General features: G+C 58.5%; 33 protein-coding genes and 5 pseudogenes. 22 read left to right on the forward strand and 16 right to left on the reverse strand.

Going from position 1 to position 24,815, the window contains the following annotated elements; translation table 11 throughout:
- The first annotated feature begins 81 nt into the window (after positions 1-81).
- Positions 82-1,633: pseudogene (gene lysS, locus ACFQT0_RS23370) on the forward strand (lysine--tRNA ligase).
- Positions 1,634-2,045: 412 nt separating this feature from the next.
- On the opposite strand, the gene ACFQT0_RS23375 reads toward lysS, so the two are convergent.
- From ACFQT0_RS23375 to ACFQT0_RS23385, 3 genes are all read right to left on the reverse strand, one after another.
- Positions 2,046-2,399, reverse strand: coding sequence for a YtxH domain-containing protein (locus ACFQT0_RS23375; RefSeq protein WP_380205445.1), 354 nt, complete (start codon positions 2,397-2,399; stop codon positions 2,046-2,048).
- A 179-nt stretch (positions 2,400-2,578) separates the two neighbouring features.
- Complete coding sequence (locus tag ACFQT0_RS23380; RefSeq protein ID WP_380205446.1) at positions 2,579-2,776, reverse strand: CsbD family protein; 198 nt, start codon at positions 2,774-2,776, stop codon at positions 2,579-2,581.
- Between the two features lie 61 nt (positions 2,777-2,837).
- Positions 2,838-3,017, reverse strand: coding sequence for a hypothetical protein (locus tag ACFQT0_RS23385; protein WP_380205447.1), 180 nt, complete (start codon positions 3,015-3,017; stop codon positions 2,838-2,840).
- Between the two features lie 242 nt (positions 3,018-3,259).
- On the opposite strand from ACFQT0_RS23385, the gene ACFQT0_RS23390 reads away from it, so the two are divergent.
- From ACFQT0_RS23390 to ACFQT0_RS23430, 9 genes are all read left to right on the forward strand, one after another.
- Positions 3,260-3,517 (forward strand): Kazal-type serine protease inhibitor domain-containing protein, encoded by a 258-nt coding sequence (locus ACFQT0_RS23390; RefSeq protein WP_380205449.1) that lies wholly within the window; start codon positions 3,260-3,262, stop codon positions 3,515-3,517.
- Between the two features lie 13 nt (positions 3,518-3,530).
- The gene (locus tag ACFQT0_RS23395; protein WP_380205450.1) at positions 3,531-3,782 is read left to right on the forward strand and encodes a hypothetical protein; all 252 of its coding nucleotides are present in this window, start codon (positions 3,531-3,533) and stop codon (positions 3,780-3,782) included.
- Entirely contained in the window at positions 3,776-4,060 is a 285-nt protein-coding gene (locus ACFQT0_RS23400) for a hypothetical protein (RefSeq protein ID WP_380205451.1), read from the forward strand. The genes ACFQT0_RS23395 and ACFQT0_RS23400 overlap by 7 nt, the downstream gene beginning before the upstream one ends.
- 27 nt (positions 4,061-4,087) lie before the next feature.
- Complete coding sequence (locus ACFQT0_RS23405; RefSeq protein ID WP_380205452.1) at positions 4,088-4,468, forward strand: GNAT family N-acetyltransferase; 381 nt, start codon at positions 4,088-4,090, stop codon at positions 4,466-4,468.
- A 250-nt stretch (positions 4,469-4,718) separates the two neighbouring features.
- Positions 4,719-5,090 (forward strand): cupin domain-containing protein, encoded by a 372-nt coding sequence (locus tag ACFQT0_RS23410; RefSeq protein WP_380205453.1) that lies wholly within the window; start codon positions 4,719-4,721, stop codon positions 5,088-5,090.
- Between the two features lie 4 nt (positions 5,091-5,094).
- Positions 5,095-5,508, forward strand: a complete 414-nt coding sequence (locus tag ACFQT0_RS23415; RefSeq protein WP_380205454.1) for an ACT domain-containing protein — start codon at positions 5,095-5,097, stop codon at positions 5,506-5,508.
- A gap of 65 nt (positions 5,509-5,573) precedes the next feature.
- Complete coding sequence (locus ACFQT0_RS23420) at positions 5,574-5,990, forward strand: dienelactone hydrolase family protein (protein ID WP_380205455.1); 417 nt, start codon at positions 5,574-5,576, stop codon at positions 5,988-5,990.
- Between the two features lie 137 nt (positions 5,991-6,127).
- Positions 6,128-6,430 carry a dienelactone hydrolase family protein gene (locus ACFQT0_RS23425; protein ID WP_380205456.1) on the forward strand — a complete coding sequence of 101 codons (303 nt, stop codon included), beginning with the start codon at positions 6,128-6,130 and terminating at the stop codon, positions 6,428-6,430.
- 79 nt (positions 6,431-6,509) lie between these two features.
- On the forward strand, positions 6,510-6,806 hold the full coding sequence (locus ACFQT0_RS23430) for a hypothetical protein (protein WP_380205457.1): 297 nt from the start codon (positions 6,510-6,512) through the stop codon (positions 6,804-6,806).
- 76 nt (positions 6,807-6,882) lie between these two features.
- Here the strand turns inward: ACFQT0_RS23430 and ACFQT0_RS23435 are convergent, their stop codons facing one another.
- Together ACFQT0_RS23435 and ACFQT0_RS23440 are read right to left on the reverse strand one after the other, a co-directional pair.
- Positions 6,883-8,058, reverse strand: coding sequence for a M28 family metallopeptidase (locus ACFQT0_RS23435; RefSeq protein WP_380205458.1), 1,176 nt, complete (start codon positions 8,056-8,058; stop codon positions 6,883-6,885).
- Positions 8,059-8,128: 70 nt separating this feature from the next.
- A complete protein-coding gene (locus ACFQT0_RS23440) occupies positions 8,129-8,446 on the reverse strand; it encodes a hypothetical protein (protein ID WP_380205459.1) in 318 nt (105 codons plus the stop codon).
- A 344-nt stretch (positions 8,447-8,790) separates the two neighbouring features.
- Here ACFQT0_RS23440 and ACFQT0_RS23445 point away from each other — a divergent pair, with 344 nt between their 5' ends.
- Entirely contained in the window at positions 8,791-9,276 is a 486-nt protein-coding gene (locus ACFQT0_RS23445; RefSeq protein ID WP_380205460.1) for a hypothetical protein, read from the forward strand.
- Between the two features lie 103 nt (positions 9,277-9,379).
- A complete protein-coding gene (locus ACFQT0_RS23450; protein ID WP_380205461.1) occupies positions 9,380-9,934 on the forward strand; it encodes a hypothetical protein in 555 nt (184 codons plus the stop codon).
- A gap of 106 nt (positions 9,935-10,040) precedes the next feature.
- On the opposite strand, the gene ACFQT0_RS23455 is transcribed toward ACFQT0_RS23450, so the two are convergent.
- Both ACFQT0_RS23455 and ACFQT0_RS23460 read right to left on the reverse strand, forming a co-directional pair.
- On the reverse strand, positions 10,041-10,679 hold the full coding sequence (locus ACFQT0_RS23455; RefSeq protein ID WP_380205462.1) for a class I SAM-dependent methyltransferase: 639 nt from the start codon (positions 10,677-10,679) through the stop codon (positions 10,041-10,043).
- A gap of 120 nt (positions 10,680-10,799) precedes the next feature.
- Positions 10,800-11,567, reverse strand: a complete 768-nt coding sequence (locus tag ACFQT0_RS23460; RefSeq protein ID WP_380205463.1) for a multidrug transporter — start codon at positions 11,565-11,567, stop codon at positions 10,800-10,802.
- Positions 11,568-12,248: 681 nt separating this feature from the next.
- Here ACFQT0_RS23460 and ACFQT0_RS23465 point away from each other — a divergent pair.
- The 9 genes and pseudogenes from ACFQT0_RS23465 to ACFQT0_RS23500 form a co-directional block, all read left to right on the forward strand.
- Positions 12,249-12,503, forward strand: a pseudogene (locus tag ACFQT0_RS23465) (ABC transporter transmembrane domain-containing protein); the annotation flags it as partial.
- 79 nt (positions 12,504-12,582) lie between these two features.
- On the forward strand, positions 12,583-13,554 hold the full coding sequence (locus ACFQT0_RS23470) for an ABC transporter ATP-binding protein (protein WP_380205464.1): 972 nt from the start codon (positions 12,583-12,585) through the stop codon (positions 13,552-13,554).
- A gap of 153 nt (positions 13,555-13,707) precedes the next feature.
- Positions 13,708-14,442 (forward strand): abortive infection family protein, encoded by a 735-nt coding sequence (locus ACFQT0_RS23475; protein ID WP_380205465.1) that lies wholly within the window; start codon positions 13,708-13,710, stop codon positions 14,440-14,442.
- Positions 14,443-14,468: 26 nt separating this feature from the next.
- Positions 14,469-14,537 (forward strand): annotated as a pseudogene (locus tag ACFQT0_RS31730) (hypothetical protein); the annotation flags it as partial.
- A 263-nt stretch (positions 14,538-14,800) separates the two neighbouring features.
- Positions 14,801-15,190: an IS1 family transposase gene (locus ACFQT0_RS23480; protein WP_380205466.1), complete on the forward strand. Its 390-nt coding sequence runs from the start codon at positions 14,801-14,803 to the stop codon at positions 15,188-15,190.
- Between the two features lie 137 nt (positions 15,191-15,327).
- Entirely contained in the window at positions 15,328-15,681 is a 354-nt protein-coding gene (locus tag ACFQT0_RS23485; protein ID WP_380205467.1) for an MmcQ/YjbR family DNA-binding protein, read from the forward strand.
- 77 nt (positions 15,682-15,758) lie between these two features.
- Positions 15,759-16,196 carry an SDR family NAD(P)-dependent oxidoreductase gene (locus ACFQT0_RS23490; RefSeq protein WP_380205468.1) on the forward strand — a complete coding sequence of 146 codons (438 nt, stop codon included), beginning with the start codon at positions 15,759-15,761 and terminating at the stop codon, positions 16,194-16,196.
- Positions 16,144-16,590 (forward strand): SDR family NAD(P)-dependent oxidoreductase, encoded by a 447-nt coding sequence (locus ACFQT0_RS23495; RefSeq protein ID WP_380205469.1) that lies wholly within the window; start codon positions 16,144-16,146, stop codon positions 16,588-16,590. Before ACFQT0_RS23490 ends, ACFQT0_RS23495 begins: the two co-directional genes overlap by 53 nt.
- A gap of 382 nt (positions 16,591-16,972) precedes the next feature.
- Entirely contained in the window at positions 16,973-17,860 is an 888-nt protein-coding gene (locus ACFQT0_RS23500; RefSeq protein ID WP_380205470.1) for an NAD(P)-dependent oxidoreductase, read from the forward strand.
- A gap of 240 nt (positions 17,861-18,100) precedes the next feature.
- Here the strand turns inward: ACFQT0_RS23500 and ACFQT0_RS23505 are convergent, their stop codons facing one another.
- The 3 genes and pseudogenes from ACFQT0_RS23505 to ACFQT0_RS23515 form a co-directional block, all read right to left on the reverse strand.
- Positions 18,101-19,072 carry a pectinesterase family protein gene (locus tag ACFQT0_RS23505; protein ID WP_380206117.1) on the reverse strand — a complete coding sequence of 324 codons (972 nt, stop codon included), beginning with the start codon at positions 19,070-19,072 and terminating at the stop codon, positions 18,101-18,103.
- A 126-nt stretch (positions 19,073-19,198) separates the two neighbouring features.
- Positions 19,199-19,635: pseudogene (locus tag ACFQT0_RS23510) on the reverse strand (pectinesterase family protein); the annotation flags it as partial.
- On the reverse strand, positions 19,517-20,023 hold the full coding sequence (locus ACFQT0_RS23515) for a pectinesterase family protein (protein WP_380205471.1): 507 nt from the start codon (positions 20,021-20,023) through the stop codon (positions 19,517-19,519). The gene ACFQT0_RS23515 and the pseudogene ACFQT0_RS23510, both read right to left, overlap by 119 nt.
- Before the next feature lie 192 nt (positions 20,024-20,215).
- Here ACFQT0_RS23515 and ACFQT0_RS23520 point away from each other — a divergent pair, with 192 nt between their 5' ends.
- Positions 20,216-20,968, forward strand: coding sequence for an IS5 family transposase (locus tag ACFQT0_RS23520; RefSeq protein ID WP_380199736.1), 753 nt, complete (start codon positions 20,216-20,218; stop codon positions 20,966-20,968).
- A 10-nt stretch (positions 20,969-20,978) separates the two neighbouring features.
- Here the strand turns inward: ACFQT0_RS23520 and ACFQT0_RS23525 are convergent, their stop codons facing one another.
- The 6 genes and pseudogenes from ACFQT0_RS23525 to ACFQT0_RS23550 form a co-directional block, all read right to left on the reverse strand.
- Positions 20,979-21,803: an enoyl-ACP reductase FabI gene (locus ACFQT0_RS23525; protein ID WP_380205472.1), complete on the reverse strand. Its 825-nt coding sequence runs from the start codon at positions 21,801-21,803 to the stop codon at positions 20,979-20,981.
- A gap of 95 nt (positions 21,804-21,898) precedes the next feature.
- Positions 21,899-22,414, reverse strand: a complete 516-nt coding sequence (locus ACFQT0_RS23530) for a hypothetical protein (protein ID WP_380205473.1) — start codon at positions 22,412-22,414, stop codon at positions 21,899-21,901.
- On the reverse strand, positions 22,345-23,571 hold the full coding sequence (locus ACFQT0_RS23535) for a DNA repair protein RecN (RefSeq protein WP_380205475.1): 1,227 nt from the start codon (positions 23,569-23,571) through the stop codon (positions 22,345-22,347). The genes ACFQT0_RS23530 and ACFQT0_RS23535 overlap by 70 nt, the downstream gene beginning before the upstream one ends.
- A gap of 94 nt (positions 23,572-23,665) precedes the next feature.
- Positions 23,666-24,079: a type IX secretion component PorD family protein gene (locus ACFQT0_RS23540; protein WP_380205476.1), complete on the reverse strand. Its 414-nt coding sequence runs from the start codon at positions 24,077-24,079 to the stop codon at positions 23,666-23,668.
- An 11-nt stretch (positions 24,080-24,090) separates the two neighbouring features.
- Positions 24,091-24,585: pseudogene (locus tag ACFQT0_RS23545) on the reverse strand (type IX secretion component PorD family protein); the annotation flags it as partial.
- The gene (locus ACFQT0_RS23550; protein ID WP_380205477.1) at positions 24,582-24,776 is read right to left on the reverse strand and encodes a phosphopantothenoylcysteine decarboxylase domain-containing protein; all 195 of its coding nucleotides are present in this window, start codon (positions 24,774-24,776) and stop codon (positions 24,582-24,584) included. The gene ACFQT0_RS23550 and the pseudogene ACFQT0_RS23545, both read right to left, overlap by 4 nt.
- Positions 24,777-24,815: the final 39 nt, after the last annotated feature.

Consider the following 24,815-nt stretch of genomic DNA (forward strand, 5'->3'; position numbering starts at 1 on the left):
CTTTGAACATTTTGCTTCGCAAAAGCTGGGTCAAAGCGCCGTCCACAAAATCCGTGCAATCCGTTTAAATCCGAAAAATCAGTGATTCACTTAAGCGAACAGGAACTACAGCGCCGCCACAAACTCGAAGAACTGGAAAAGCTGGGCATTGAAGCGTACCCGTCGGAACTGTTCGACGTGACGTTTTACGCCAAGGAAATTCAGGACAACTACCACCCCGAGCTCAACAACTTCCAGGAAGTGACCCTGGCCGGGCGCCTGATGTCGCAGCGGGTGATGGGCAAAGCCTCGTTCGCCGAGCTGATGGATACTTCGGGCCGCATTCAGCTGTACGTAAACCGCGACGAAATCTGCCCCGGCGAAGACAAGGAGCTGTACAACGTGGTGTTCAAGAAGCTGCTCGACCTGGGAGACTTTATCGGCGTGAAAGGCCGCGTGTTTAAGACGCAGGTGGGCGAGACGTCCATCCACGTGACGGAGCTGAAGCTGCTGGCCAAAGCCCTGCGCCCGCTGCCCGTAGTGAAGGAGAAGATTGACGAAGCCACCGGCGAGAAAGTAACCTACGACGCCTTCACCGACCCCGAGCAGCGCTACCGCCAGCGCTACGTGGACCTGGTTGTGAACCCCAGCGTACGCGACACCTTCATTAAGCGTACCCAACTGGTGCAGTCGATGCGGAATTTCCTCAACGACAAAGGCTACCTGGAAGTGGAAACGCCGATTCTGCAGCCGCTGTACGGCGGCGCGGCGGCCCGCCCCTTCAAGACGCACCACAACACGCTCGACATGGAGCTGTACCTGCGCATTGCCAATGAACTGTACCTCAAGCGCCTCATCGTGGGCGGCTTCGATGGCGTGTACGAGTTCAGCAAGGACTTCCGCAACGAGGGCATGTCGCGGTTTCACAACCCGGAGTTCACCCAGATGGAGCTCTACGTGGCCTACAAGGACTACGCCTGGATGATGGACCTGGTGGAGGAAATGGTAGAGCGCGTGGCCATGGCCCTGCACGGCCAGACCGAGGTGCAGGTGGGCAACAACCTCATCAACTTCCAGCGGCCGTGGCAGCGCTACACCATGTTCGAGGCCATTGAGAAGTACACAGGCAAGGCCATCGGCGAGATGGACGAGGCCCAGCGCGCAACGGCCCAGGAGCTGCACGTGCACCTGGACCCCAGCATGGGAAAGGCCAAAATCATCGACGAAATCTTCGGCGAGCACGTGGAGCCCAAGCTGATTCAGCCCACTTTCATCACCGACTACCCGGTGGAAATGTCGCCGCTGGCCAAGAAGCACCGCGACCGACCCGGCATGGTGGAGCGGTTCGAGGCCATCTGCAACGGCAAGGAAATCTGCAACGCCTTCTCCGAGCCTCAACGACCCCATCGACCAGCGCAAGCGCTTCGAAGACCAGCTGGAGCTGGGCAAGCGCGGCGACACCGAGGCCATGGTGCTCGACGAGGACTTCCTCCGCGCCCTGGAGTACGGCATGCCGCCCACGGCCGGCCTGGGCATCGGCATCGACCGTCTGAGCATGATTATGACCAACTCGCACTCCATTCAGGACGTGCTGTTCTTCCCGCAGATGAAGCCCGAGAACGTGCAGCAGGCCAAGCAGGAGACGAAAGAGTAAATCAATTCGCCTGTCATCCTGAGCTTGCGAAGGACCTTCTCACCGCTGAACAACTGGCAGTAAATCAACTACTGCAAGCGTGACAAGGTCCTTCGCAAGCTCAGGATGACAGGCGTGTGAGAATAGCTGAAAATCGAAAAGCCCCACACGAAATGTCGTGCGGGGCTTTTCTTTTATAACCGTCTTACCCTTCAAACCGCTGTTCTTAACAGAAGCTTGCGATGGACACGTCTGATTTTACTATTGAGCTGTTTAACCAATCTCGATAGAAGCTCCTACGGTCGGCAATTTTACTGGTAAAAATTAACGGCCTTCTTTCAAGGCGATTATATACGATTTTACGGGAAAGCGCCAGGGTGGGTTACAATTCGAAAAGAAATTTTTTGCTTTTTTTCGTCCCGTCTGATGGAGCTTACATGGGGCCCCGGTGGCGGGCATCGTCTCCGAAACCGTCGTAGTCGGGGTCGTCGTTAATGGTGTTGGCGGTAGAAATGTTGCTGCCCAGGCCTTGCAGCAGGCGGTCGGCGGCTTCTTTGTCTTCGCTCACGGCCGCATCGGGGTTGGTGTGGCCGGCGGGGCTGCCCTGGGCTTTGGCGAGGGTGTCTTTCACCAGCTTGCTGAGGTCGTCGCCCCACTTGGTGGCCGAGCGGCGCAGGCCCGAGCGGGTTTCCTCGCCGGTTTCGGGGGCCAGCAGCAGGCCGGCTACAATGCCCGCGGTGGCGCCAGCCAGCAGCGAGAGGATGACTTTGCCTTTGTCGTCTTTCATGACATATAGGAAAATAAGGGTGTTTGCGGTGTAATACGTAACGGGAAAAGCGGCCAGTTGTTAGCTCAATTTGAAAAAGCTACTGCCCTGCCCCGTGCCGGAGAAATTGAGCTAAACGCCGCACAAAAAAGCCCCACACCTTGCGGCGCGGGGCTTATTAGTAAGAGGCTGACGCCGACTTACAAGTCGTTCAGCATTTTGGTGATTTCGGCTTTGCCTTTGCCAAGCTTCTCTTGCAGGCGGCCTACTAGCTGGTCGCCCTGGCCTTCGGCGTAGGTCAGGTCTTCGTCGGTGAGCTGGGCGTACTGCGCTTTCAGCTTGCCTTTGGCCTCGTCCCAGTTGCCTTTGATTTTGAGGCTGCTGCCGGGCAGGGTCACACCGAGGTCTTCGAGTTTGCCGGCGTATTCTTTGAATTTAGCTTCGAGGTCGGAACCAAGTTTAGAAGCCTGCTCGCCGAGCCTGGCCGCTGTATTTGGTGGCAACGCCTTTCCAGTTCTCACGGGTGGCCGTGCCTTTGTCGGGAGCCAATAGCATACCGGCAATGATGCCAGCGCCGGCACCAGCGAGTGCAGCTAAGAGAATTTTGCCGGCGTTGTTGTCTTCTTCGTGGTACGACATGGTAATGGTAATGAGGGTGAATGAGGGTGAAGAGTTTTGCAGAGAAAGCGCAAAGTCAAATTCAAAAATAGATATTTTGAGTTGCGGCTGCGTTTGGTCTGGCAGACTATACGCATGGCAACGCAGGGGGTTGAGTTGGCTAATAAAATTTTGTCCTGAAGGTCGTTCCCGACAGTCATTTTCCCGAAGGCCTGTTTGAATGGTCCGGCGTAGCTTCGCCCCGGTTCCTTTCCTGCCTGCTCATGAAAACGCTCCCCTTTCTCCTGGTGGCCCTGTGGCTGGGCCCTGCGTGCCAACGCCAGACCACGCCATCCACCACGGCGGTGGGCACCGCGGCCTGCATCGACCCCAAAAAGGTGAACCCCGACGCCATCTGCACCATGCAGTACGAGCCCGTGTGCGGCTGCGACGGCAAAACCTACTCCAATGCCTGCGTGGCCGACAATGCCGGCGTGCTCACCTACACCAAAGGCCCCTGCCCGGAGGCCAAGCCCAAATAACCCGGTTCCCTTAATGCCCGCCAAAGCCCGCTACCGCGACTTCTGCCACTCGGCGCCCGACGTGCCGGTGTTTGCCCAGGCGTGGTATCTGGATGCCTGCGCCACCGGCGGCGACTGGGACGTGGTGCTGGCCCACGACCAGGAGCGCATTGTGGCTGCGCTGCCCTACTTCTACAAGCAGAAAGGCCCGTTTCGGTACGTGACCATGCCGCCCTTCGTGAAGATGCTGGGGCCGTACCTCCTGCCCGAGTACCGCGGGTGCTGAAAAAGGAGCACGCGCTGCTGGAGGAGCTGATAAAGCAGCTGCCCGACTTTGCGGCATTCAAGCAGAACTTCTACCCCACCGCCACCAACTGGCTGCCGTTTTATTGGCTCAACTACCGCCAAACCACTTACTACACCTACCGGCTCAACGGCCTGCACCAACTCTCGCTGATTGAGGACGGCCTCAACCGCAACATTCGGCGCAACATTCAGAAGGCGCAGCAGGCTGGTGCGGGTGGTGCACCATTTCCCGGCCGAGCGGTTTTATCAGCTCAATAAAATGAGTTTCGACCGCCAGGCTTGCCCATGCCGTACTCGTTGGCTCAATTTGAGCAGCACGACGCTGCCCTGGCCGCCAATGGCTCCCGGCAGATGTTCTTCGCCGTGGATGCCCAGGACCGCATTCACTCAGCTGCTTATCTCATCTGGGACCAGCAAGCAGCCTACTACCACCTTTCCGGCGACGACCCGGCCCTGCGTGAGAGCGGCGCGGGCATCCTGCTCATCTGGGAAGCCATTCGCTACGCCAGCGAGGTGCTGGGCTTGGCGTGCTTCGACTTCGAGGGCAGCATGCTGCCGGCTGTGGAGCGCATCCGGGTGCAGTTTGGAGCCGTGCAAACGCCGTATTCCTTTGTCTGGAAATACAATTCGCGCGCTTTCGAGTTACTGGAGAAGTTCAAGCCGTAAGAACATCAAAAAACTCCCCTCCTTTTTTAAGGAGGGGATGTTCGAGCTTTAGCTCGGACGGGGGTGGTTGAGTCGTTGAACGATGGGCGAACAAGGATTACTGCGCCGTTCTGCTGCCAGTCGTTCGGGTGTCGTTCAAAGACTTCACCACCCCAGTTGCCGCGGGCGCGGCAACGTCCCCTCCTTAAAAAAGGAGGGGAGTTTTTTGTTCTGACTTCCCAAACTCTCACTTCTCAATAATCCTCACATCATGGCTGAAAAACGCTACGTTCTCAACCCCTCCCCTTTTGTAGTACCCACCACCGACGGCAAGCTCATTGAAGAGCATGTGGGCGGGGCCAGCACCGGTACTTCGGCGTATAGTTTGGCGCACATGGTGGCGCCCCCGCACTGGAGCGAGCCGCACCAGACGCCCAGCTTCGACGAAATCACAATTGTGGTGCGCGGCCGGAAGCGGTTTGAAATCGATGGCGACGTGGTTGAGCTGCAGGCCGGGCAGGCCTTGCTGATAAAGGGCGGGGCCCGGGTGCGGTACTCCAATCCGTTTGAGGAAGAGTGCGAGTACTGGTCGATTTGCGTGCCGGCGTTCAGCCCCGACACCGTGAACCGGGAAGAGGAGTAGCGCCATGCCAGGCGAAACCAACCTGACACGCCTGTTGGCTAGCATGCAGCCGGTGCTGAACGCGGGCGAATACGTGTTCTGCACGACCCGGGCGGGAACGTCTGTGCCGGCTGAATTGGTGTTGGGCTCGTTCCGCGAAGCCGAAGGCCTCACCCTGATTCTGGCCCGGAAAACGGCCGATGCTCATGGGTTAATCTACGACTATGTATCGGCTTGGCTGACGCTGAACGTGCATTCGTCGCTGGCCGCCGTGGGGCTGACGGCGGCCGTAGCCGGGGCCCTGGCGCGGGAAAACATCAGCTGCAACGTGGTGGCCGCTTATTTCCACGACCACCTGTTTGTGGCTCAGGCCGATGCTCAACGAGCATTGGCGGCGCTGCAGACCTTGTCCGCCGAAGCAGGTGGGCAAGCCTCATAATTGAGCCGGCGAATAACGCCAACTCTCCCGTCCACATTTCGCACCTAATCAGTACATTTAGCTCCATGGACCAACGCATCATCAACCTCTTCGACGAGTACACCCACGCTCCACTTACCCGCAAGGAGTTTCTGGACCGGCTGGCCAAGCTGGCGGGCGGCACGGCCCTGGCCATTGCCGCGCTTTCGGTGCTGGAACCGGGCTATGCTCAGGCTGCTACCGTCGCGCCCGAAGCCGATAAGCTGGTGGCTGAGGAAGTGAGCTGGATGGGCGACGGTGCGACCATGCGCGGCTACCTGGTGCACCCCAAGGGTCGCAAGAAACGCGGGGCCGTGGTGGTGATTCACGAAAACCGGGGCCTGACGCCCCACATCAAGGACGTGACGCGTCGGGTGGCACAGGCCGGGTACCTGGCTCTGGGAGTGGATGCGCTTTCCCCTTCGGCGGCACGCCCGCCGATGAGGACAAGGGCCGCGAGCTAATCGGCCACTCGACAAAACCAAAAACCTGAACAACTACCTCAAGGCCCTGGAATACCTGCGCTCCCGGCCCGACTGCAACGGCCGCACCGGCGCCGTGGGCTTCTGCTGGGGCGGGGCCATGGCCAACCAGGCTGGCCGTGCACGACCCCAGGCTCGACGCTGCGGTGGCGTACTACGGCGGGCAGCCCAAGGCCGAAGACGTTCCACAAATCAAGGCGGCCCTGATGCTGCACTACGGCGGCCTCGACGAGCGGGTAAATGCCGGTATTCCGGCCTACGAAGCGGCTTTGAAGGCAGCCGGCACCAAGTACGAGCTCTACGTGTACGAAGGCGCTAACCACGCTTTCAACAACGACACTTCACCGGCGCGCTACAATCCGGCAGTGGCTAAATTGGCCTGGGAGCGCACGTTACGACTTTTCAAGGAAAAACTAGGGTAAAGCGGTTACAAAGCGGCATCTTTGCAGCGTCCATCCGCCGTTCATGCCGAGTAAGAAGCTACCCGTTTTACTTGCTGCGTTGTTGCTCAAAGCCACAAGTAGCCTGGCCCAAAGCCCCGCCACTCCCCCGCCCCGCGACCCCGACTATCAGCAGGTGAGCGTGGAGGTTCCCCGGTCGATATCCCTGATTACGGACGTGGCCAAGGTGCTGCTTTCCCGCGATGCGAACAAGGACAAGGTGCAGGACCTGATAGACCGGCGCCGGGCCCGCTCGCAGAAAGGCGACCAAAGCATCATCATCACGGTTCCAAAAACAAGCTCACCAAAACGCTGGGCCTGGTTGACTGACCTTTCCAGCAGCTTTGAAACGGGCTAGCTCAATAATCAGCTTCATAAAAAATCCCGGCCGAAAGCTATTCGGCCGGGATTTTTTATGGAGCCAACGGGCAATGCTATTGTGCCGGCTTGACCGGCGTTGGCAGAGTCTTGCGGGGCAGCTTCTGGTCGCGCATGGCGGCGTCGTACGCGAAAGAGGCGACCACTACCGAGGCCTGCTTGAGGTCGTCGGCAATGAGGCGGTCGTAGGTGTCCTGGTTGGTGTGGTGGGTTTGGGGGAAGTAGTCGAGGCCGTCCTGAATGAACTGGAAGCCGGGCAGGCCCACGGCGTCAAAGGCAATGTGGTCGGTGCTGCCGGTGTTGCGCAGCGTGACGGTGCTGGCGCCCAGGTCAGCAAATGGCTTGAGCCACTGCGAGAAGATGGGCGCTACGGCCTCGTTGCCCTGGGCGTAGATGCCACGGATTTTGCCGCCGCCGTTGTCGAGGTTGAAGTAGGCGGCCAGCTTCTCGTGCTCGGGCTTGAGCTGCATGGTGGCGGGGTCGGCAAAGTGGTTTTTCACGTAGTTGCGCGAGCCGTGCAGGCCCTGCTCCTCCTCGCCCCATAGCGCAACGCGGATGGTGCGGCGCGGCTTCAGGCCCGTGGCCTTGAGGATGCGCACGGCTTCCATCATCACGGCGCAGCCGGCGGCGTTGTCGGTGGCGCCGGTGGCGGCGTGCCAGGAGTCGATGTGGGCGCCAAGCATCACCACTTCGCTTTTCAGCTTGCGGTCGGTGCCGGGGATTTCGGCCACCACGTTGTAGCCTTTCAGGTCCTGGGTCTGGAAGCGGGTTTTGGTTTCCATCTCCACTTCCACCGGAATACCGGCGTCCACCAGCCGAATCAGGCGGAGCTGGTCTTCGATGGTCATTTCGATTTCGGGCAGCGCGGGCTTGGCGTCGGCGGCGTAGGGCGCGCCGTTGGTGGTGTTGAAGGTGCCGTAGATGCCGCCGCGGGCGCTGAGCACGGCAGCCGCGCCTTCGCTAATCAGCATTTCGGACACCTTGGTGCGCAGGGCGGCCTGGGCCCGGCGGGTGGCCATGGCGGCCGCGTCGGGCATGTTGCTGGCCGGGCGGGGCGCGGCGGGGTCGGCCATTTTCTGCAGGTCTTCGTCGGAGTAGCGGCGCAGGTCGGGGTCGGTGCTGGGCTTGGGCGGCGTGGGCACGTTCATGGCCACGATTTTGCCGCGCAGCTTGCCTTTGTACTGGTCGAGGTCGGCCTCCGTGGTGGGGGCTTTCATCACCACCACGGGCATGCGCAGGGGCCGGGCGTGCTGGGCGTCCAGGCTTTGGGGGCGCCCACCATGGTGTGGTAGTAGGGTGCCGTCATGGCCACGTACGATTTCTCGATGTCCCAGCCGCGGCCGAAATCACCCCAGGCTTCGATGTTGGCATTGGACAAGCCGTATTGGGCCGCCTGCTTTTGGCCCACTCGTTGGCGCGCTTCAGGCCGTCGGAATTGGCCAGGCGCGGGCCGCTGACGTCGGTGAGATAGAAGGCCGTTTCCATCACCTTGGAGCGGTTCATGCCTTCGTCCCGGATTTTGGCCAGGGCGGCCGCGTCGAGTTTTTCGGTGGATTGAGCTGCGGCGGGCGCGCCATGGGCCAGGGCACCGGCCAACGTAAGAAGCAGAAGTTTGTTCATTGAAATGGTTGTAGCAAAGGGTTCAGGTCCCGAAGGTAAGCACAACGAAGGCCGGTTGAAACGCTTCGCACACGGTCCAGGCACGGGTATTTGGCGCCGAGTGAATTGGGCTGAATGCCCGTTCCCACGCCCGGTCTGCTGAATCTGCCAGTTGGTCGGTACATCGGTGCTGCCCGTCCAGCTTCCGGATTTTGGGCGGCTTTCGGCCGATGGTTTGCAAATACCCCGGCAGAACAAGTCGATTCGCTTTTTCAGGAGCCCGCTGCCTGCAGCATCCGAGCCCAGCCTCTTCTCCCCTCACCCGTCCTTTTGCATTTAGAAACCATGAAAGCTTCCCTTTTTCCTTGATTGCTGCCGCCACGCTGTTGGCTTCTTCCACTTCTTTCGCTGCTGCTCCGGCTGCTGTTTCGGTAGCCAGCCACGACCCTTACGACCGGTACAACGACCGCACCAGCAAGGACTTTGACTACGGTTACGACAAGAGGCACCGCGTAACGGCCCGGGAGCGCGAACGCTGGGAGGCCGCCCACCGCTACGACCGGGACGAACGCAACGACCGTTATGACCGTAACCAGAACTATGGATACGAGCAAAACCACCGCGTGACCTCGGCCGAACGCGCCCGCTGGGAAACCCAGCAGCGCGAAGCTCAGCTACGGGCAGCTCAACAGCGTGAAGCCGAATTGCGGGCAGCCCAACAGCGCGAAGCCCAGCAGCGCGCCAGCCAGAACAACGGCTACTCCTCCAACTACGGCTACGACCGCAACCACCGCGTGACGCCCCAGGAGCGCGCCCGCTGGGAAGCCGCTCATCGCTACGACCACCGCTAACCCAATCCTAACGCATTAAACCTCTTACTAGCCCCGGCGTCTTACCCAGGCGCCGGGACTTAGTTTCCTACTTTCCCACCCCATTCAATTAAAATCACCCAAGATGAAAATCAATTTTTTGCCCCTGTTGGTCGCTTTCGCCCTTACCGTAGGTACCGCTGCTGCTCAAACCACCCCTACCACCCCTCCGGCTCCTGGCCAGATGGAAGGCCGCGGCTACGGCCGCATGCAGCAGGGCAACCCTGAGGAAATGGCCAAGCGCCAGAGCGAGCGCATGACCCAGGAGTTGGGCCTGAGCGCCGACCAAACCGCCAAAGTGCAGCAGATTCTGATGGCCCGTGGCCAGGAAATGCAAGCCATGCGCGGCCAGGCCCGCGACGCCGGCAACCGCGACGCGATGCGCACCCAAATGGAAGCCAACCGCGCCAAATACGATGCCCAGTTTAAGGAAGTGCTCACGGCCGACCAGTACACCAAGTACACCACCATGCAAGCCGACCGCATGAACCGCGGTGGCGGTGAGCGTGGCCGCGGCTACGGCCAGGCAGCCGACGGCAGCGGCGTAGACAAAGTCAAAATGAAAGAAGGCAAGATTAAAATCAAAGCCGACAAAGCCGAGAAAAAGGCCGCTAAAGCTGCTAAGAAGGCAAGCAAATAAGCCCGACACTGCTGCTCAATAAAAAAGCCCCGGCCGATTGGCCGGGGCTTTTTTATTGTACAAACAGCTCAACCGCGATACAAGCGCCCTGCTGTTAAATCAATAATTAGCGCTGCTGCCTTTTCCGGAATAGAACAGAGAGGATGCGTAGTGTACCCGCCCGGTCGTTATCATCAAACCATTCCTGCAGCGCGACACAGTCAAAGCCGTTTTGCCGGGCTGCTTCGGTAAAATCGGAAACGTGGTGCACATAGCAATTCAGCTCAACTGTGCCGTCCCCGTTGTCGAAACGCGCCTTACTTCCCTGGTACTGCTTGTAGGGGTGCAGCTCGCCGATATAGAAAAAGCCGCCGGACTTCAAAGCCGTGCTGGCCTGCCCAAATACGAAATCCAGGTTTTGGATGTGCTCTAGTATCAGGCTGCAGATAATCAGGTCTGCCGAAGCAGCAGCGACAAAATTCCATTTCTGGGTAATGTCCGCTTGTTGGAAACGCACGTTGGCAGGAGAACTCTTGGCCTTAGCTCTTTCTAGCATTTCGGCCGAGAAGTCTACTGCCGTTACCTGAGCTGCTTTCGCGGCCAGCCATTCGGTGTTTTTGCCGGTGCCGCAGCCAATTTCGAGCACCTGCGAAAACGGCACCGTTGCCAGCACCTGCCGGAAAGCAATGGCCTCCAGGTCCCGCGTCTTATTGGTTACCGTGTCGTAGCTGGCGGCCCACGTGTTGTATGCGTCCTGAACGTTCATGGCCGAATGTAGCCGCCGCAATTAGTTTGGTTTCCTCCCCTGCTTTCAATCAACCCGAATCAGCGGCTCTAATTCAATTAATCAATCGCATTAAAACCGTAGTTTATCAGGCCGCTTCATTTACCTGCTTCTCAAGCGTAAGTTAACCCTGATGCTCACAATGTAACCCAGCAGCGTGTGAATAAATAAAATAACCGCCGTCATTTCAAGCAGTTCTTCTACGCAGTAAAGCAATTGATTGAAAATATGTTCTACCCCATAGCTCATGTATAAATGCCCTTCGACCAATTCTAATCCTACCGCTCCAAAAACGTACATAAACCCCGCCAGCATTATCATGTTTCGGGTCTTGGCCGGCAGCTTTAATACGAAAGGCGTGAAATAGCCAACAATAAATACAAAGGCAATAGAGTACGGAACCACCCAAGCCCAATGCAAAAACCCCGATAATTCGGTGGTTAATCGAGGCCTGACAATTTTGGTAATAAGCTCGTGGATTTGAATGTTCTCGTCAATGGCGAGAAACGTAAATATCAGGCTTAAGATAAGCCAGCGAAACGGTGCCTGGGAATTCTTCTGCTGCTTGGTAATAAAATATAAGAAGAGCAGAATGCCCGCCGCCAAAGCCAGAATAAGAGAGGAAAAGAAGGTGGGGAAATTGCCTTCATAATTAAAATTGAAGTACTGGTCGAAGTACCACGACAGCCTGGTTTGATGCTCCATCGTGAGTTTGAGCACAATCACCAGGATGTTGGCTAGCAGCAGCACTGCGGTTACGGCAAGGAGCCACTTGGTTACTTTGGACGGCACTAGATCAATCGATAGTTTCCCTGCTTTTTTAACCGCTGCTGTGCTAACCGGAACGTTGAGCTTATAAGTTGTTTCCATCTTCTTTAACAGTTGAGGTTTCTAAACAGCGGAATAGAAATAGGCCTTCGCGACTATTCAAACATAACAAATATGGAATGAATAGCAATAATTAAAGTGCAAGTTTTTGTTTACTCCATGCTAATTCGTTAAAGGAGAAAATATCAGCTTCAAGCTCCACGACAGGCACAATAATGTCTTAATTTTCATGGGCATTACTGACTCACTCGGTTGAGCCAAGCAGCTGCTTCTGCAACAACCTAACCTCTGCCCTACCCGTCTTACTGGCTCAACTTATCTCTTCGCCGATGAGTCTTTGGCAGATTATTAAGCGCCTGCTGCCTTTTGTGCAGCCCTACCGTCGCCTGGTTATCAGCACGCTGCTGCTCACGCTTGTGGGCTCGCTAACCGCGCAGGTCACCCCGTTTGTGCTGCGCTACACCGTGGACAGCGTGCAGGGCCTGCTCGACCGGAACCTGGGTCTGGCCGCTGGCTGGGAACTGTTGGGCTGGGTGAGCGCCATTCTGCTGGGCAAGGAAATCGTGAACACCTTCATCACCTTTGGGCAGCGGTACTACGGCGAGAAAATCCGCATCAACATCTCCAGCACCTTGTCGCAGACGGCGGTGGGCAAGATTCTGAGCTACCAGGCTCGGCTTTTTCTCCGACGAGGGCAACCAGACCGGCAAGCTCCAGACCCGCATCGACCGGGGCGTGGAGAGCCTGATGAAACTGGTGCAAAACTTCTTCATCGACATCCTGCCGCTGTTTGCCAACGCCCTGGTGGCCCTGGTGGTGATGTTTGTGGCCAACGTGTGGGTGGGGCTGGTGGCGCTGGCCATCCTGCCGGTGTACTTCTGGCTCAGTTTCCGGCAGGCCGACCGGCTGCAGGGCGTGCGCCGCGGCCTGCAAAAGCTGCGCGAGGAGAAAAACCACGGCATCATCAGCATCATCGACAGCATTGTGGTCATCAAAAGCTTCGTGCGCGAGCAGTACGAGGGCCAAAAGCAGGCCGACACCCAGCAAAAGCTGGTGAATGCCCAGGCTGGTGACGCGCAAAACCAACTTCCGCTACGATGGCATCAAGACCTTCGTGGAGCAGATTGGCGTGGTCGTCATCATCGTGCTCACGGCCTACCTCGTGCTCGACCGCCAGATTTCCATCGGCGCCATCATGTTCCACATCCTGCTGTTCAACAACGTGTCGGCGCCCATCCGGCAGCTCCACCGCATCTACGACGAGATGAACGAGGCCCTCACCTACTCCGAAGGCTTCTTCGCCATCCTCGACGCCGACTCGGCCATCGAGGAAACCGGCCCCCTGCAGCCCGCCGACGTGCGCGGCACCTTCGATATCTGCAACGTGGACTTCACCTACCCCAGCGGCACCCAAGCCCTGCACGACGTCTGCCTCACCATCGAAGAAGGGAAAACCACTGCCTTGGTGGGCCTTAGCGGCGCCGGTAAAAGCACCATCATCAACCTCCTGTGCAAGTTCTACGAGCCCGACCAGGGCCGCATGCTCCTCGACGGCCGCCCGCTGGCCGACTATGACACCCACGCCCTGCGCAAGCGAATTGGGCTGGTGCTGCAGAAAAACCACATTTTCAAGGGCACCATTGAAGAAAACATCCGCTACGGCGACTTCAACTCGACCCAGGAACAGATTGAAGCTGCCGCCAAACAGGCTTACCTCCACGACCAGATTCTGGACCTGCCCCGTCAGTACCAATCGGATGCCCAGCAGCTCAGCGGCGGCCAGCAGCAGCGCATCGCCATTGCCCGGCTGTTCCTCAAAAACCCGCCCATCATCTTCCTCGACGAGCCCACCGCCAGCCTCGACGCCATCGCCACCGAGCAAATCAAAAACTCGCTCGACGCCATCAAGCAGGGCCGCACGGTGGTCATCATCTCCCACAGCCTCGCCCAAATCGTGGATTCGGACTGCATCTACGTCATGAAAAAAGGCCGCATGGTGGAAAGCGGCACCCATGACGAGCCTGTATGATATGAAAGGCACTTATCGCGAGATTTTCGATGCCTCGGCGCGCAGTCTCAATATTGAGAAGCTAGCCAAGACGATGGCCGATGATGGCGATGAAGTGCTGGATATAGCTTCGTAATTACATTCGCGCTCTGAACTGATAACGATTTTAATCTAATGTCTGATTTAACAGGGTTTAAAAAGCACAAATTGGAGAAAGCGTTAAGAATGGGTAATGGCTACGTTCTAGATTTCTCTAATCCAAGCCTGCAAAGCTTTGTGTATGATAGTACCGGCCTAGATATTTTAGACGAAAAGTATTCCAGTGGCTCTGGTTCAAAAGCAAACAGATTACGAACCTTTTGGGAAAAAGCCCCGAATCATGCTGTCGGCAAGCTAATCACTGACTTATTGGAATACAGGAAGCATCGTGATGCGGAGAACGATGTAATTGTAGAAACGGCAGAGACAGAAAACATAGCTGACTGCTTGAAAACCGCCGTTGCGTTAAGCAGGAATATAACAGTTGAAAATCTTGATTCTATTCAGCCTATCAATTCAGACAAAGACTTTAACCTTTTATCTGAAACAATTAGGAAAAGTATTGAAGACAATCAACCCGAAGTTGCTTTAGACCGACTGCATACATTTCTAGTCAAGTACGTCAGAGAGTTATGCGGCAAACACGGAATCAAATTTGAAACTCACGAAGCTCTTCATGGAATCTTTGGCAAGTATGTAAAGCATGTTGTTGCTCAAGGACATATAAAATCAATAATGAGCGAGCGGATACTAAAATTTTCAATTAATGTAATTGACGGATTTAATGAAGTCCGGAACTCCCAAAGCTTTGCGCATGATAACCCAATATTGAATTATGATGAGAGCATATTAATTTTGGTGGTGGTCTAACTGGGTGTGATTAACGTAATGGGGTTATGATACTCACGAGCCAATTATGCGGGCGGTGCGCCAGCGACCAAGTGCGCAAGAACGGCAGCAGCGGAGGCCGCGCCAAGTACCAGTGCAAAGCGTGCGCCTACCAGGGATACCTGCACCCGGCTGGTCCTGCGCGGGCGGCCCGCTACGCGCAGGTGGAAAAGCTGCTGGTGGAGCGCAACTCGCAGCGCAGCATCGTGCGGGCCACGGGTGTCTCGCGCATGACGGTGGCCAAGCTAGCAAAAAAAGCCCGGCAGCCCGGGCCGCCCTTGCTGCGTCTGCGCCCGAAAAAGGAGCAACGAAAGTGCTGGGAGGCACTTGAGCCGATGAGATGTGGAAGTTTGTGGGCCGCAAAAAGCGCAAGGCGTGGCTCTGGCTGGCCGTCGAGCGCGCCAGCCGGCGCGTCGTGGCCTGGGTACTGGGCCGCCGGGACGCGGCCACGGCCCGGCGCTTGTGGCAAGCGCTGCCGGGCCGCTACCGCCGGCGTTGCTGGTACTTCACCGACCTGTTCCCCGCCTACGCGGACGTGCTGCCGCGCTGGCAGCACCGCCGCTGCCCCAAGGGCGACGGCGGCACGAGCATCGTCGAAGCCGTCAATTGCTCCTTGCGCCAGCGCTGCGGCGTGCTCGTGCGCAAGTCTTGCTCCTTCAGCAAAAAGCTAGAAATGCACACGGCCCGAATCAAAATTGTCATTGACAATTATAACCTCACACTAATTTAGACCACCGCCTTAATTTTCAATAATGTAACAACAACAGTTAAATTCATTAATAAATTAGAAAAGCAAATTGATAGCACCGAGTAAACATGAGCAACTATTACCTACTCAACAATTAGCTCGACATTTTACGGATTTAGATGACCATCGAAGAGCTCCAAGCCATTTGCCTGCGCCTGCCCGGCACCACAGAAGACATTAAGTGGGACACGCATTTGTGCTTTAATGTGGGCGGCAAAATGTATTTGGTGACATCTCCCGATGATGTACCGGCCACGGCCTCCTTTATCGCGCCGCCCGAAGAATTTGAAACGCTGGAATCCAGTCCCGGCTTCAGCCGTAACAAGTACCTGGCGCGCTACGGCTGGGTCAACATGGATAACATTCACTTGCTGACCCACGCGCAATGGGAGCAGTACATCCGGCACTCGTACCAAACGGTCGTGGCCAAGCTGTCGCTGAAGATGCGCAAGCAGCTCGGCGCCGCGGTGTAGCCGGCAGGGCAAGCCCGGCGATAACCGCAACGGGTTTGCCGGCGTTAGGATAACCTTCATCCTAACCTTTCTACACTATGGCAAACCATCCCAGAGCTGCCCTCATCACGGGCGCTACCAGTGGCATCGGCCGCGAGCTGGCCAACTGCTTCGCAAAAGACCACTACAACCTCGTTATCGTAGCCCGCAACCAGCGGGAGCTGGAACAAACGGCCTCAGAGCTGCGCCACCAATACGGCGTGCAGGTGCTGCCCATCGCCAAGGACCTGTTCCATCCAGATGCCCCGTTTGAAGTCTACGACGAAATCCGGGACCGCGGCATCCGCATCGATGCGCTGGTGAACAACGCTGGCCAGGGCCAGTACGGCCAGTTCACGACCACCGACATCAACCGCGAGGCTCGACATCATTCAGCTCAATATTGGGGCTTACGTCATTTTCACCAAGCTCTTCCTGCAAGACATGGTGGCCCGCAACGATGGTATGATTCTGCAGGTGTCGAGCATCGGTGGTGAGCTGCCAGGCCCGCTGCAGACCGTGTACCACGGCACCAAGGCCTTTGTCACCTCCTTCACCGAAGCCATTCGGGAAGAAGTAAAAGGCCACAACGTTAAAATCACGGCCCTGCTGCCCGGCGTCACCGATACCGACTTCTTCCGCAAAGCCGACATGGAGCGCTCGAAGCTGGTGGCCGACGGCGCCAGCAAAGCTGACCCCGCCAAAGTGGCCCGCGACGGCTACGAGGCCCTGCTCGCCGGCAAAGACAAAGTCATTTCCGGCTTTATGAACAAAGTACAGGTAGCAGTGAGCAACGTAACGCCAGATAGCATGGTAGCCGCCAACCTCCACAAAATGGGCGAGCCCGTGGACGGCGACGAAAGCGCCCACCAAGGGCGCTCGAGGCGGTGAGGAACCTCACCCCCGGCGGAACCTCACCCCGGCCCCTCTCCAAAAGAGAGGGGAGCCTGACGTTAATTCTGAAAGCAAAAAAGCCCTGGCTCAATATTGAGCCAGGGCTTTCGCTTAAAAATTGAGCTAACTAACGTCAGGCTCCCCTCTCTTTTGGAGAGGGGCCGGGGTGAGGTTCTGCGAGGAGATGTATCATAATGACCAGCCAATTTTTGATAATCCACCCACCCAAAGTTGACTGCTCCTAACGAAAGCGCAGCCCAGCGGCAGCACCTTTGCAGCAGAACTACTCCCCTCTCAATATTTAGTATCCCGCGGCGCGGCTCCGCTTCTTATGCGTCTATTTGTTTATTCCCCGCTGAGTGCAGCTGCCCGGCAGCATTTGGAACACCAGCTTCCGGCCGAGGTTATTCCCACGTGCAGCCACGACCTGCCCAAAGAGCAGCGAATAGCCGCATTCCAGGCGGCAGAAGTGCTACTGGGCAACCCACCACCGGCCTGGTTTACCACGCCCCTGCCCAACCTGCGCTTCTGGCAAATTGACTCCTCGGGTTTTGAGCGCTACCAGGGCGTGCACCTGAACGTGCCGGTGGCTAACATGGGCGACTTCTTCGCCTGGCCCTGCGCCGAAACCATGGTGGCGGGCCTGCTAGCCCTCTACCGGCACCTGCCGGAGCTGGCCGTGCTCCAGACCGAGAAGAAATGGGTGGGTGGCGCCTTCGTGCGCAACCGGGCCCAGCTACTGCGGGGCCGTCACGTGGTTATTCTGGGAGCGGGCGCTATTGCCCGGGCGGTGCGCCAGCAGCTCAGCGGCTTCGAGTGCCACGTGCAGCTCCTGGCCCGCACCGACCCACAGGCCCAGCTCCACTCCAAAGCAGAGTTGCGGGCTGAGCTGCCCAAGACTGACATCGTGGTAAACTGCCTGCCCGGCAGCGCCAACGGCTTCTTCTCGGCCGACCTCGTGGCGGCCATGCAGCCCGGCAGCATCTTCGCCAGCGTGGGCCGCGGCAACACCACCGACGAGCCGGCCCTCATCGCCGCCCTGCAAGCCAACCGCCTCGGCGGCGCCGTGCTCGACGTAACCGCCACCGAGCCCATCCCCGCCGACAACCCGCTCTGGAGCTTGCCCAATGTGCTGCTGACCCAGCACACCGGCGGCGGCCAGCCCTTCGAAGACGAAGGCAAAGTGGATGTGCTGCTCCGCAACCTGACCCTGCTCCGCAACGGCCAGCCGCTGGAGAACCTAGTGGAATTGAGCCGGGGGTATTGAGTATTAAAAACCCAGCATACTACTCAGACGGTCATGCTGAGCTTGTCGAAGCATCTCGCTCATGCCGTCTGTCATGCTGAGCGGAGCATCTTCTCACCGCTGAACGTATCGTTCGAACGTGAGAAGATGCTTCGCTCCGCTCAGCATGACAGACGATTAGGGAACCATCGTGGCAGGAATGTTTCGGCAAATGCCGAATGACCGTTCTGCTTCAATCAGCAGCTATTATCTAGCCCAACATCACTTCCCTGGATTCCACGGTTCCTTCGCGTCGAATATAGCCTTGAGCGTGTAGCGCCTGGCTTCTTTGCCAGTGAGCTGATGCGACCAGGCGACCCGGGCTTTGGGGTTGGCGCCGGGACCGGTGGATTTATACTCTGCGAAATAGGCGGTCTTCTCGTTCTCGGGGTTTTTCCAGTTGTCCCAGCCGGCGGGCACGATGTGGCTGCCCATTTCGGTGTTGATATAAACGACTTTGGCGTTGGGTCGCCAGGGCCGACCGAGGTACACTTTCTTAGCCAAGGCGGTATCGGCCGTCAGCTTGCAGTTCAGAAATACAAAGCCGAACGGCTGCTGGGGCGTGGTAGAGGCTGCCGTGATAAAGGAGTTTTTCTTGCTCTTGATGGTGCAGTGGTCGAACACCGCCGTGGAGCTGCCGAAGATAAAATCGGTGGTGCCCTCGATGTAGCAGTCCTTGAAGTACTGGCGGCGGTTGTCGGCGGCCAGGAACAGCACGTCCTGGTTGCCCACCATGCGGCAGTTTCGGAAGGTGCAGCGGTCGCCTTCCAGGTGCAGCGCCACGGCCTGACCGGCGGTGTAGCCCGCAGTGTTCTCAAACGTCAGGTTCTCGGCCGTAAAGTCGTTGGCCTGCACCAGCACCGAGTGCGAATTGTAGGTATTGTGGCCCGCGGCATCGCCGGTGTGGTCATCGAAGGTGATAACGGTATTCTCGGCCCCCTCCCCCACCAACCGGATGCGGGTTTTGAGCGTGGGCACCACCAGCTTTTCGCGGTAGGTGCCCTTCTTCACGAAGATGGTCACCGGCTGCTGCGACTGGTTGGGTACGGCGTCCACGGCTTCCTGCAGGGTGCGGAAGTTTCCTGAGCCATCTTGGGCCACGGTGATGGTGCCGGCTTTGGGAGCTGCCACTTGGGCTTGAGCCGCGAAGGCGCTCAGCAGCGCCAGCAGGCCAAATAGCTTGGTTTTGAGCATGGCTAGTTTGATTGCGGATTCCAGCCGTGGAGCACGTTTTCGCGGGTGTACTGGCGCGCTTCCTCGTCGGTGGTGGTGCGACCAGGGCACGCGCTGCTTGGGCGCGGCACCGGGGCCGCGGCTCTGGTATTCGGCGTAGTAGGCCGTTTTCTTGTTGGTTTCCTTGCCCCAATGGTCCCAGCCTTCGGGCCGAATCATGGGGCCGAGCAGCCCAGGTACACGGTTTTGGCGTAGGGGCGCCAGGGCCGGCCCAGCACGAAGCTGCCCTTGGGCGCATCACCCGTGATGCGGCAGTTGCGAAACACGTAGCCGAACCGCGTGGTATCGGGCGTGGAAGCCGCCGTGATGTACAGGCCGCCTTTTTTGCAGAATATCTCGCAGTCTTCAAACCACGCCGTGCCCGCGCCGAAGATAAAATCCACGGTGCCCTCGATGTAGCAGCTCTTATAAAATTGCCGGCTGCCGGGGCCGTAGGTGTACAGCGTGTCCTGAAACCCCAGGAAGCGGCAGTTCACAAACGCCGACCTGTCGCCGGCCACCCACACGGCCACCGCCTGCCCCACCGGCCCCGACGAATTGGCAAACGTCAGGTTCTCGGCCGTAAAGTCGTTGGCGTACAAGTAGCAGGCTCGATGAGCCTGAGGTGCCTTTGTCCTCGCCAAAGATGTTTTTCTTCTGGTTGTAGTCGTCGTAGGTCAGGATGGTTTTGTCCCGGTCTTCGCCAATTAGCTTCACAAAAGTTTTGGAGCCCGCCACGATGAGCTTCTCCTTGTAGGTGCCCTTCTTGATAAAAATGGTCGTGACCTTCTTGCGAAAATCGGGCACGGCATTGATGGCTTCCTGCACGGTGCGAAACTTGCCGCTGCCGTCCTGCGCCACCACAAAATCGTAGCCCCAGGCCCGGCCCAGCGCCAGCCACGTTAGGCCCAACATCAACACAAGCTGCTTCATAGATTGGCGGTTAGTATTCCGTAAACCTAGCAGCTACTTGGCCTCGAACCGCGTTTTTTCTGCGCAATCGATGCCGGCAACGTTGCCGATGGTGGCAAACACGAGAGCCACCAAAAAAGCCCGACCTGACGGCCGGGCTTTTTCTTCAGTATTCTGGCTAGGAAGTGTTAACAGTGAGAAGTAAATTGGAGCATGGATTTTCTGCTAACGGAAGCGCAGTGGGCACGCATCGCGCCCCTGCTGCCGGGTCGAGAAGGCACGAGCGGGGGCCGGGGCCACGACAACCGGCGTTTCGTGGAGGCGGTGCTCTGGTTGACGCGCAACGGTTGCCGCTGGCGGGCCTTGCCGGCCGAATGGGGCAACTGGCACACGACGTACACGCGCTTCCAGCGCTGGGCCGCGTCCGGCGTGTGGGCCCGGGTGCTGGCGGCCGTGCAGCAGGACGACGCGCTGCACACGCTGCTGGTCGATTCGACCACCGTGCGGGCCCACCAGCACGCGAGCGGCGCGCGCAAAAACGGACCGCAAGCCCTCGGGCGCAGCCGCGGCGGCTTGACCAGCAAGCTGCACGTGGCCGCCGATGCGCAGGGGCGGCTTGTGCGCTGCCGGCTGACAGCCGGCCAGCGCCACGACGCCCCGCAGGCCTTGCCGCTGCTCGAGGGGCTGGCCCCGACGCACCTCGTCGCCGACCGCGGCTACGATTCCGACCCGCTCGTGGCCGCGCTCGCCGCCCGCGGCACCTGCGCCGTGATTCCGCCCCGGTGCAAGCGCCGCACCCCGCGGGCTTACGACGCGGCCCGCTACGCCCAGCGCCACCCCGTCGAGCGACTCTTCAGCCGCCTCAAGCAGTTTCGCCGCGTGGCCACCCGTTACGACAAGCTCGATGCGCATTTCTTGGCCTTTGTTCATTTGGCGGCGACCGTTTTGTGGCTCCGTGACTGTTAACACTTCCTAATTACTCGCCGGAAGCCTTGGTGAGCAGGTCCACTACCTCGGCCGAGATGCCGGTGGTGCTGAAGCCGCCGTCGTGCATCAGGTTTTGCATGGTCACATAGCGGGTCAGGTCCGAGAACATGGCGATGCAGTAGTCGGCGCAGGCTTCGGCCGGGGCGTTGCCCAGGGGCGACATCATGTCGGCGAAATTGTAGAAGGCGTCGAAACCGGTGATGCCGGTGCCGGCCGTGGTTTTGGTGGGCGACTGCGAGATGGTGTTCACGCGCACTTTCTTGAGCTTGCCGAAGCGCTGGCCGTAGCTGCGGGCAATGCTTTCGAGCATGGCCTTGGCCTGGGTCATGTCGGTGTAGTCGAGGAAGGCGCGCTGGGCGGCGATGTAGCTCAGGGCCACGATGCTGCCCCACTCGTTCATGGCGTCCTGCTTCTCGGCCACGGCCATCATCTTGTGAAACGACAGGGCCGACACGTCGATGGTCTGGTTGAAGAATTTGTAGTCCAGCTCGCCGTAGTGCTTCTTCTTGCGGATGTTGGCGCTCATGCCAATGCTGTGCAGCACGAAGTCAATCTTGCCACCGAGCTGCTCCTGCGCACCCGAAAACAGCGCCTCCAGCTCCTCCGTCGACGTAGCATCGGCCGGGATGATGGGGGCGTTGCACTCCTCGCTCAGCTTGTTGATTTCGCCCATGCGCATGGCCAGCGGGGCATTGGTGAGCACAAAGCGGGCGCCTTCGGCGTGGGCCTTCTGGGCTACTTTCCAGGCAATGGATTGGTCGTTGAGCGCGCCAGAGATAATGCCGACTTTGCCGGCGAGGAGGTTGTTAGCCATTGAGTGACTGAGTAGTTGAGTGACTGAGTGAGGGCATCAAGCCGTTGAGCCGACTTTGATTTCAGCGCAAGGTAACAATTCACTCAGTCACTCAATCACCCATTCACTGTTTCGCCCCGCAGCGCCAGCAGCTCGCGGGCACTCTGGAAGGCATTTTCGCTGGGCTTGGCGCCCGCAATCATGTGGGCAATTTCCTTGATGCGGTCGTCCTGGTTTAGCTCGCGTATGCGGCTCACCGTGCGGTCGGCGCGGTCTTCCTTGTACACGAAGTAGTGCACGTCGCCGGCCGCCGCCATTTGCGGCAGGTGCGAAATGGCCACCAATTGGTGTTTTTGGGCCATCTGCTGCATCATGCGGCCCACTTTCACGGCAATTTCACCGGAAATACCGGTGTCAATTTCGTCGAATACTATCGTGGGCAAGGCCGTTTTATCGGCCAGCATGTACTTGATGCACAGCATCAGGCGCGAGAATTCACCGCCCGACGCGGCCTTACTCAGCGTCTGAGGCTGGGCGCCTTTGTTGGCGGTGAAGAGGATGCTTACCACATCAGTACCGCTGGTAGCGGGCGCGCCGGTGCTGTGCTGCACCACGATGCGGGCGTGCGGCATGCCAAGGTCGGCCAGCAGCAGGCCCAGCGCTTTTCGAAGGTGGGAAACGACTTGCGGCGGCTTTCCGAGAGCTTGGCCGCTTGCTTAGTCACGGCTGCCAGGGCGGCGTCCGAGTCCTTGCGCAGGCGGTTGATTTCTTTGTCCAGGTTCAGTACCGAGCTCACTTTCTGGCGCAGGCTATCGCGCACTTCCATCAGCGCGGGTAGGTCGCGGGCCTGGTGCTTGCGCTGCAGGGTGTAGAGCACGTTGAGGCGGTCTTGCAGCTCTTCGGCGCGGGCTGGGTCGCCTTCGGTGCGGCGCTCGGCTATTTCTACCTCGTCGGCAATGTCGTGCAGCTCAATCAGGCAGCTGTCGAGGCGCTGGCGCAGCTCCTGGAAATTCTCGCCGTAGCTGGCCACCTGGCCCAGCAGCACCACGGCTTCTTTCATGCTGCCGGTGGCGCAGGTTTCGCTGTCGCGCAGCCCGTGCAGCGCCTGGCTCAACTTGTACTTGATTTCCTCGGCGTGCTCCAGCTGCTTGACCTCCTGCTCTAGGGCGTCCTGGTCTTCGGTGTCGAGGCGGGCTTCTTCCAGCTCATTGAGCAGAAAACTATTGTAATCCAGCTCTTTGCTGGCCTGGGCGGCCTGGCTTTCCAGAGTCTGCAGGTCGGCTTCCAGCTTGCGGTACTGCCGGAACGCGTTGCTGTAGTGCGTGCGCTGGGGCACCAGCCCGGCGTACAAGTCCAGCAAATTGAGCTGAAACACGGCATCGCCCAGTAGCAGCGTGTCGTGCTGCGAGTGAATGTCCATCAGGTTCGCCCCGATTTTACGCAGCGCCTCCAAAGTCACGGGCGTGTCGTTCACAAAAGCGCGCGACTTGCCGTTGGGGCTGATTTCGCGCCGCAAAATGCAATGTGTGTCGTAGTCTAGGTCTTCGGCGTCGAAGATGTCCTGCAGTTGGTAGTTGGCAATGTCGAACTGACCTTCAATCACGCACTTGCGCTCGGTATCGAACAGCATGCGCGAGTCGGCGCGGTTGCCGAGCAGCAAGCCAATGGCGCCCAGCATGATGGATTTGCCGGCGCCGGTTTCCCCCGTAATAATGTTCAGCAGCGGCGACGGGCGCAGCTCTAGTTGCTCAATCAGAGCGTAGTTCTTAATCCGTAAATCGACTAGCATTGCTATAATGAGGAATGAGGAATGAAGAAGGAGGAATTGAAAAACGGCCAGGTTGAGCCAATTCTTCATTCCTCATTCTGCATTCCTCATTTATTTAAGTACTGTCTGGTATTTGGCTGAATTCGTCGGGTCCACTTCCGTGAGCATGGTCACGAGCCTGTTGCTTCATTTGCTGGTCTTGGCTGGTCCGGAAAATGTTGGCAATTTCATCGGACTTGGCATCGAAGAAAGCGCGGGCGAACAAAGTGCTGGGACGGGTAACGGCCGCTTTCTGGATGCCGGTGAGGGCAGTCATGATGGCAGCGCGGGCTTCGTCGGGCTTCTCAATGAAGCGGTCCATGCCCAGGCGGTAGTAGCTATATAACCCGGTGCGGAAAGCCTCAAGCTGTGGGTCGGTGATGTTGTCGAGCAGGAAGTGGCGCTCGCGCGAGCCGCCGCCGCGCCAGCCTTCATCCTGCTCGTTGGTGGTGGTTTGGCCCGCCGAGTAGTTGACCACGTTGCGGGCCACTCATAGTACGGGGTGCCACCGAGGCGGGCAAACGTGTCGCGGTCCAGCCCAATCACCATGTAGGCGTAGTAGCCGAGCAGCGACGAGAGGTTGGACACAAAGCTATTGGCCGAAAAATCCAGCGGCGTTTGCGGCGAGTAGTTGAAATTGAAGCTGCGGTCCACGACGCTGATGACGTTGGTGTCGTAGCCGGTGCCGTACACCGGGCGCGTCGTAATCAGGCGCATCGTGGAGTTGTAGGTGCCGTTTTGGGGGATGCCCGTGATGCCGATGAACACCTTGAGCCGAATCCGCTCCTCGGGCCGGTAGGTCTGGGTCGTAAAGGAGCGGGTGTTGAGGAAGGTGCGGATGTCGTTCTGCATCTGCACCACAATGGTTGGGTCCGAGATGGTCACGTTTTCGGTCGAGACGCGTACTTCGGCCAGCAGTTCCTGGGCGCGGGCGGCGGGGCCGGCCACCAGAAGCAGCATAAAAACGGGCAGCGCTGCGAGGAGTTTTCGCATCATAGGGATGGTTTCAAACGGGCCAGAATCAGGCTAACGAGTCCGCGGGCCACATCGGCTTTGGACTGCAACTCAAAATTAACGATTTGGCCGGCGGCATCCAGCACCGTCACCTTGTTGGTGTCGTGGCCGAAGCCCGCACCCGCATCGCGCAGCGAATTGAGCACGATGAGGTCGAAATGCTTGCGGTGCAACTTATCCTGGGCGTGGGCCAGGCTCGTTTGTAGTCTCCA

Source organism: Hymenobacter humi, assembly GCF_042665855.1.
In the GTDB taxonomy this organism is placed as follows: Bacteria; Bacteroidota; Bacteroidia; order Cytophagales; family Hymenobacteraceae; genus Hymenobacter; species Hymenobacter humi.

What these genes read in the sequence shown, in the direction of transcription:
- ACFQT0_RS23405 (WP_380205452.1), top strand. Translation starts at nt 4,088, where the DNA reads ATGCCGTACTCGTTGGCTCAATTTGAGCAGCACGACGCTGCCCTGGCC.
- ACFQT0_RS23505 (WP_380206117.1), bottom strand. Translation starts at nt 19,072, where the DNA reads ATGCTCAAAACCAAGCTATTTGGCCTGCTGGCGCTGCTGAGCGCCTTC.
- ACFQT0_RS23475 (WP_380205465.1), top strand. Translation starts at nt 13,708, where the DNA reads ATGTCTGATTTAACAGGGTTTAAAAAGCACAAATTGGAGAAAGCGTTA.
- ACFQT0_RS23520 (WP_380199736.1), top strand. Translation starts at nt 20,216, where the DNA reads ATGGATTTTCTGCTAACGGAAGCGCAGTGGGCACGCATCGCGCCCCTG.
- ACFQT0_RS23455 (WP_380205462.1), bottom strand. Translation starts at nt 10,679, where the DNA reads ATGAACGTTCAGGACGCATACAACACGTGGGCCGCCAGCTACGACACG.
- ACFQT0_RS23485 (WP_380205467.1), top strand. Translation starts at nt 15,328, where the DNA reads ATGACCATCGAAGAGCTCCAAGCCATTTGCCTGCGCCTGCCCGGCACC.
- ACFQT0_RS23470 (WP_380205464.1), top strand. Translation starts at nt 12,583, where the DNA reads ATGCCCAGGCTGGTGACGCGCAAAACCAACTTCCGCTACGATGGCATC.
- ACFQT0_RS23440 (WP_380205459.1), bottom strand. Translation starts at nt 8,446, where the DNA reads ATGAACAAACTTCTGCTTCTTACGTTGGCCGGTGCCCTGGCCCATGGC.
- ACFQT0_RS23480 (WP_380205466.1), top strand. Translation starts at nt 14,801, where the DNA reads ATGTGGAAGTTTGTGGGCCGCAAAAAGCGCAAGGCGTGGCTCTGGCTG.
- ACFQT0_RS23525 (WP_380205472.1), bottom strand. Translation starts at nt 21,803, where the DNA reads ATGGCTAACAACCTCCTCGCCGGCAAAGTCGGCATTATCTCTGGCGCG.
- ACFQT0_RS23535 (WP_380205475.1), bottom strand. Translation starts at nt 23,571, where the DNA reads ATGCTAGTCGATTTACGGATTAAGAACTACGCTCTGATTGAGCAACTA.
- ACFQT0_RS23450 (WP_380205461.1), top strand. Translation starts at nt 9,380, where the DNA reads ATGAAAATCAATTTTTTGCCCCTGTTGGTCGCTTTCGCCCTTACCGTA.
- ACFQT0_RS23515 (WP_380205471.1), bottom strand. Translation starts at nt 20,023, where the DNA reads ATGAAGCAGCTTGTGTTGATGTTGGGCCTAACGTGGCTGGCGCTGGGC.
- ACFQT0_RS23495 (WP_380205469.1), top strand. Translation starts at nt 16,144, where the DNA reads ATGGTGGCCCGCAACGATGGTATGATTCTGCAGGTGTCGAGCATCGGT.
- ACFQT0_RS23390 (WP_380205449.1), top strand. Translation starts at nt 3,260, where the DNA reads ATGAAAACGCTCCCCTTTCTCCTGGTGGCCCTGTGGCTGGGCCCTGCG.
- ACFQT0_RS23420 (WP_380205455.1), top strand. Translation starts at nt 5,574, where the DNA reads ATGGACCAACGCATCATCAACCTCTTCGACGAGTACACCCACGCTCCA.
- ACFQT0_RS23385 (WP_380205447.1), bottom strand. Translation starts at nt 3,017, where the DNA reads ATGTCGTACCACGAAGAAGACAACAACGCCGGCAAAATTCTCTTAGCT.
- ACFQT0_RS23490 (WP_380205468.1), top strand. Translation starts at nt 15,759, where the DNA reads ATGGCAAACCATCCCAGAGCTGCCCTCATCACGGGCGCTACCAGTGGC.
- ACFQT0_RS23410 (WP_380205453.1), top strand. Translation starts at nt 4,719, where the DNA reads ATGGCTGAAAAACGCTACGTTCTCAACCCCTCCCCTTTTGTAGTACCC.
- ACFQT0_RS23530 (WP_380205473.1), bottom strand. Translation starts at nt 22,414, where the DNA reads ATGCCGCACGCCCGCATCGTGGTGCAGCACAGCACCGGCGCGCCCGCT.
- ACFQT0_RS23460 (WP_380205463.1), bottom strand. Translation starts at nt 11,567, where the DNA reads ATGGAAACAACTTATAAGCTCAACGTTCCGGTTAGCACAGCAGCGGTT.
- ACFQT0_RS23395 (WP_380205450.1), top strand. Translation starts at nt 3,531, where the DNA reads ATGCCCGCCAAAGCCCGCTACCGCGACTTCTGCCACTCGGCGCCCGAC.
- ACFQT0_RS23375 (WP_380205445.1), bottom strand. Translation starts at nt 2,399, where the DNA reads ATGAAAGACGACAAAGGCAAAGTCATCCTCTCGCTGCTGGCTGGCGCC.
- ACFQT0_RS23415 (WP_380205454.1), top strand. Translation starts at nt 5,095, where the DNA reads ATGCCAGGCGAAACCAACCTGACACGCCTGTTGGCTAGCATGCAGCCG.
- ACFQT0_RS23435 (WP_380205458.1), bottom strand. Translation starts at nt 8,058, where the DNA reads ATGCCCGTGGTGGTGATGAAAGCCCCCACCACGGAGGCCGACCTCGAC.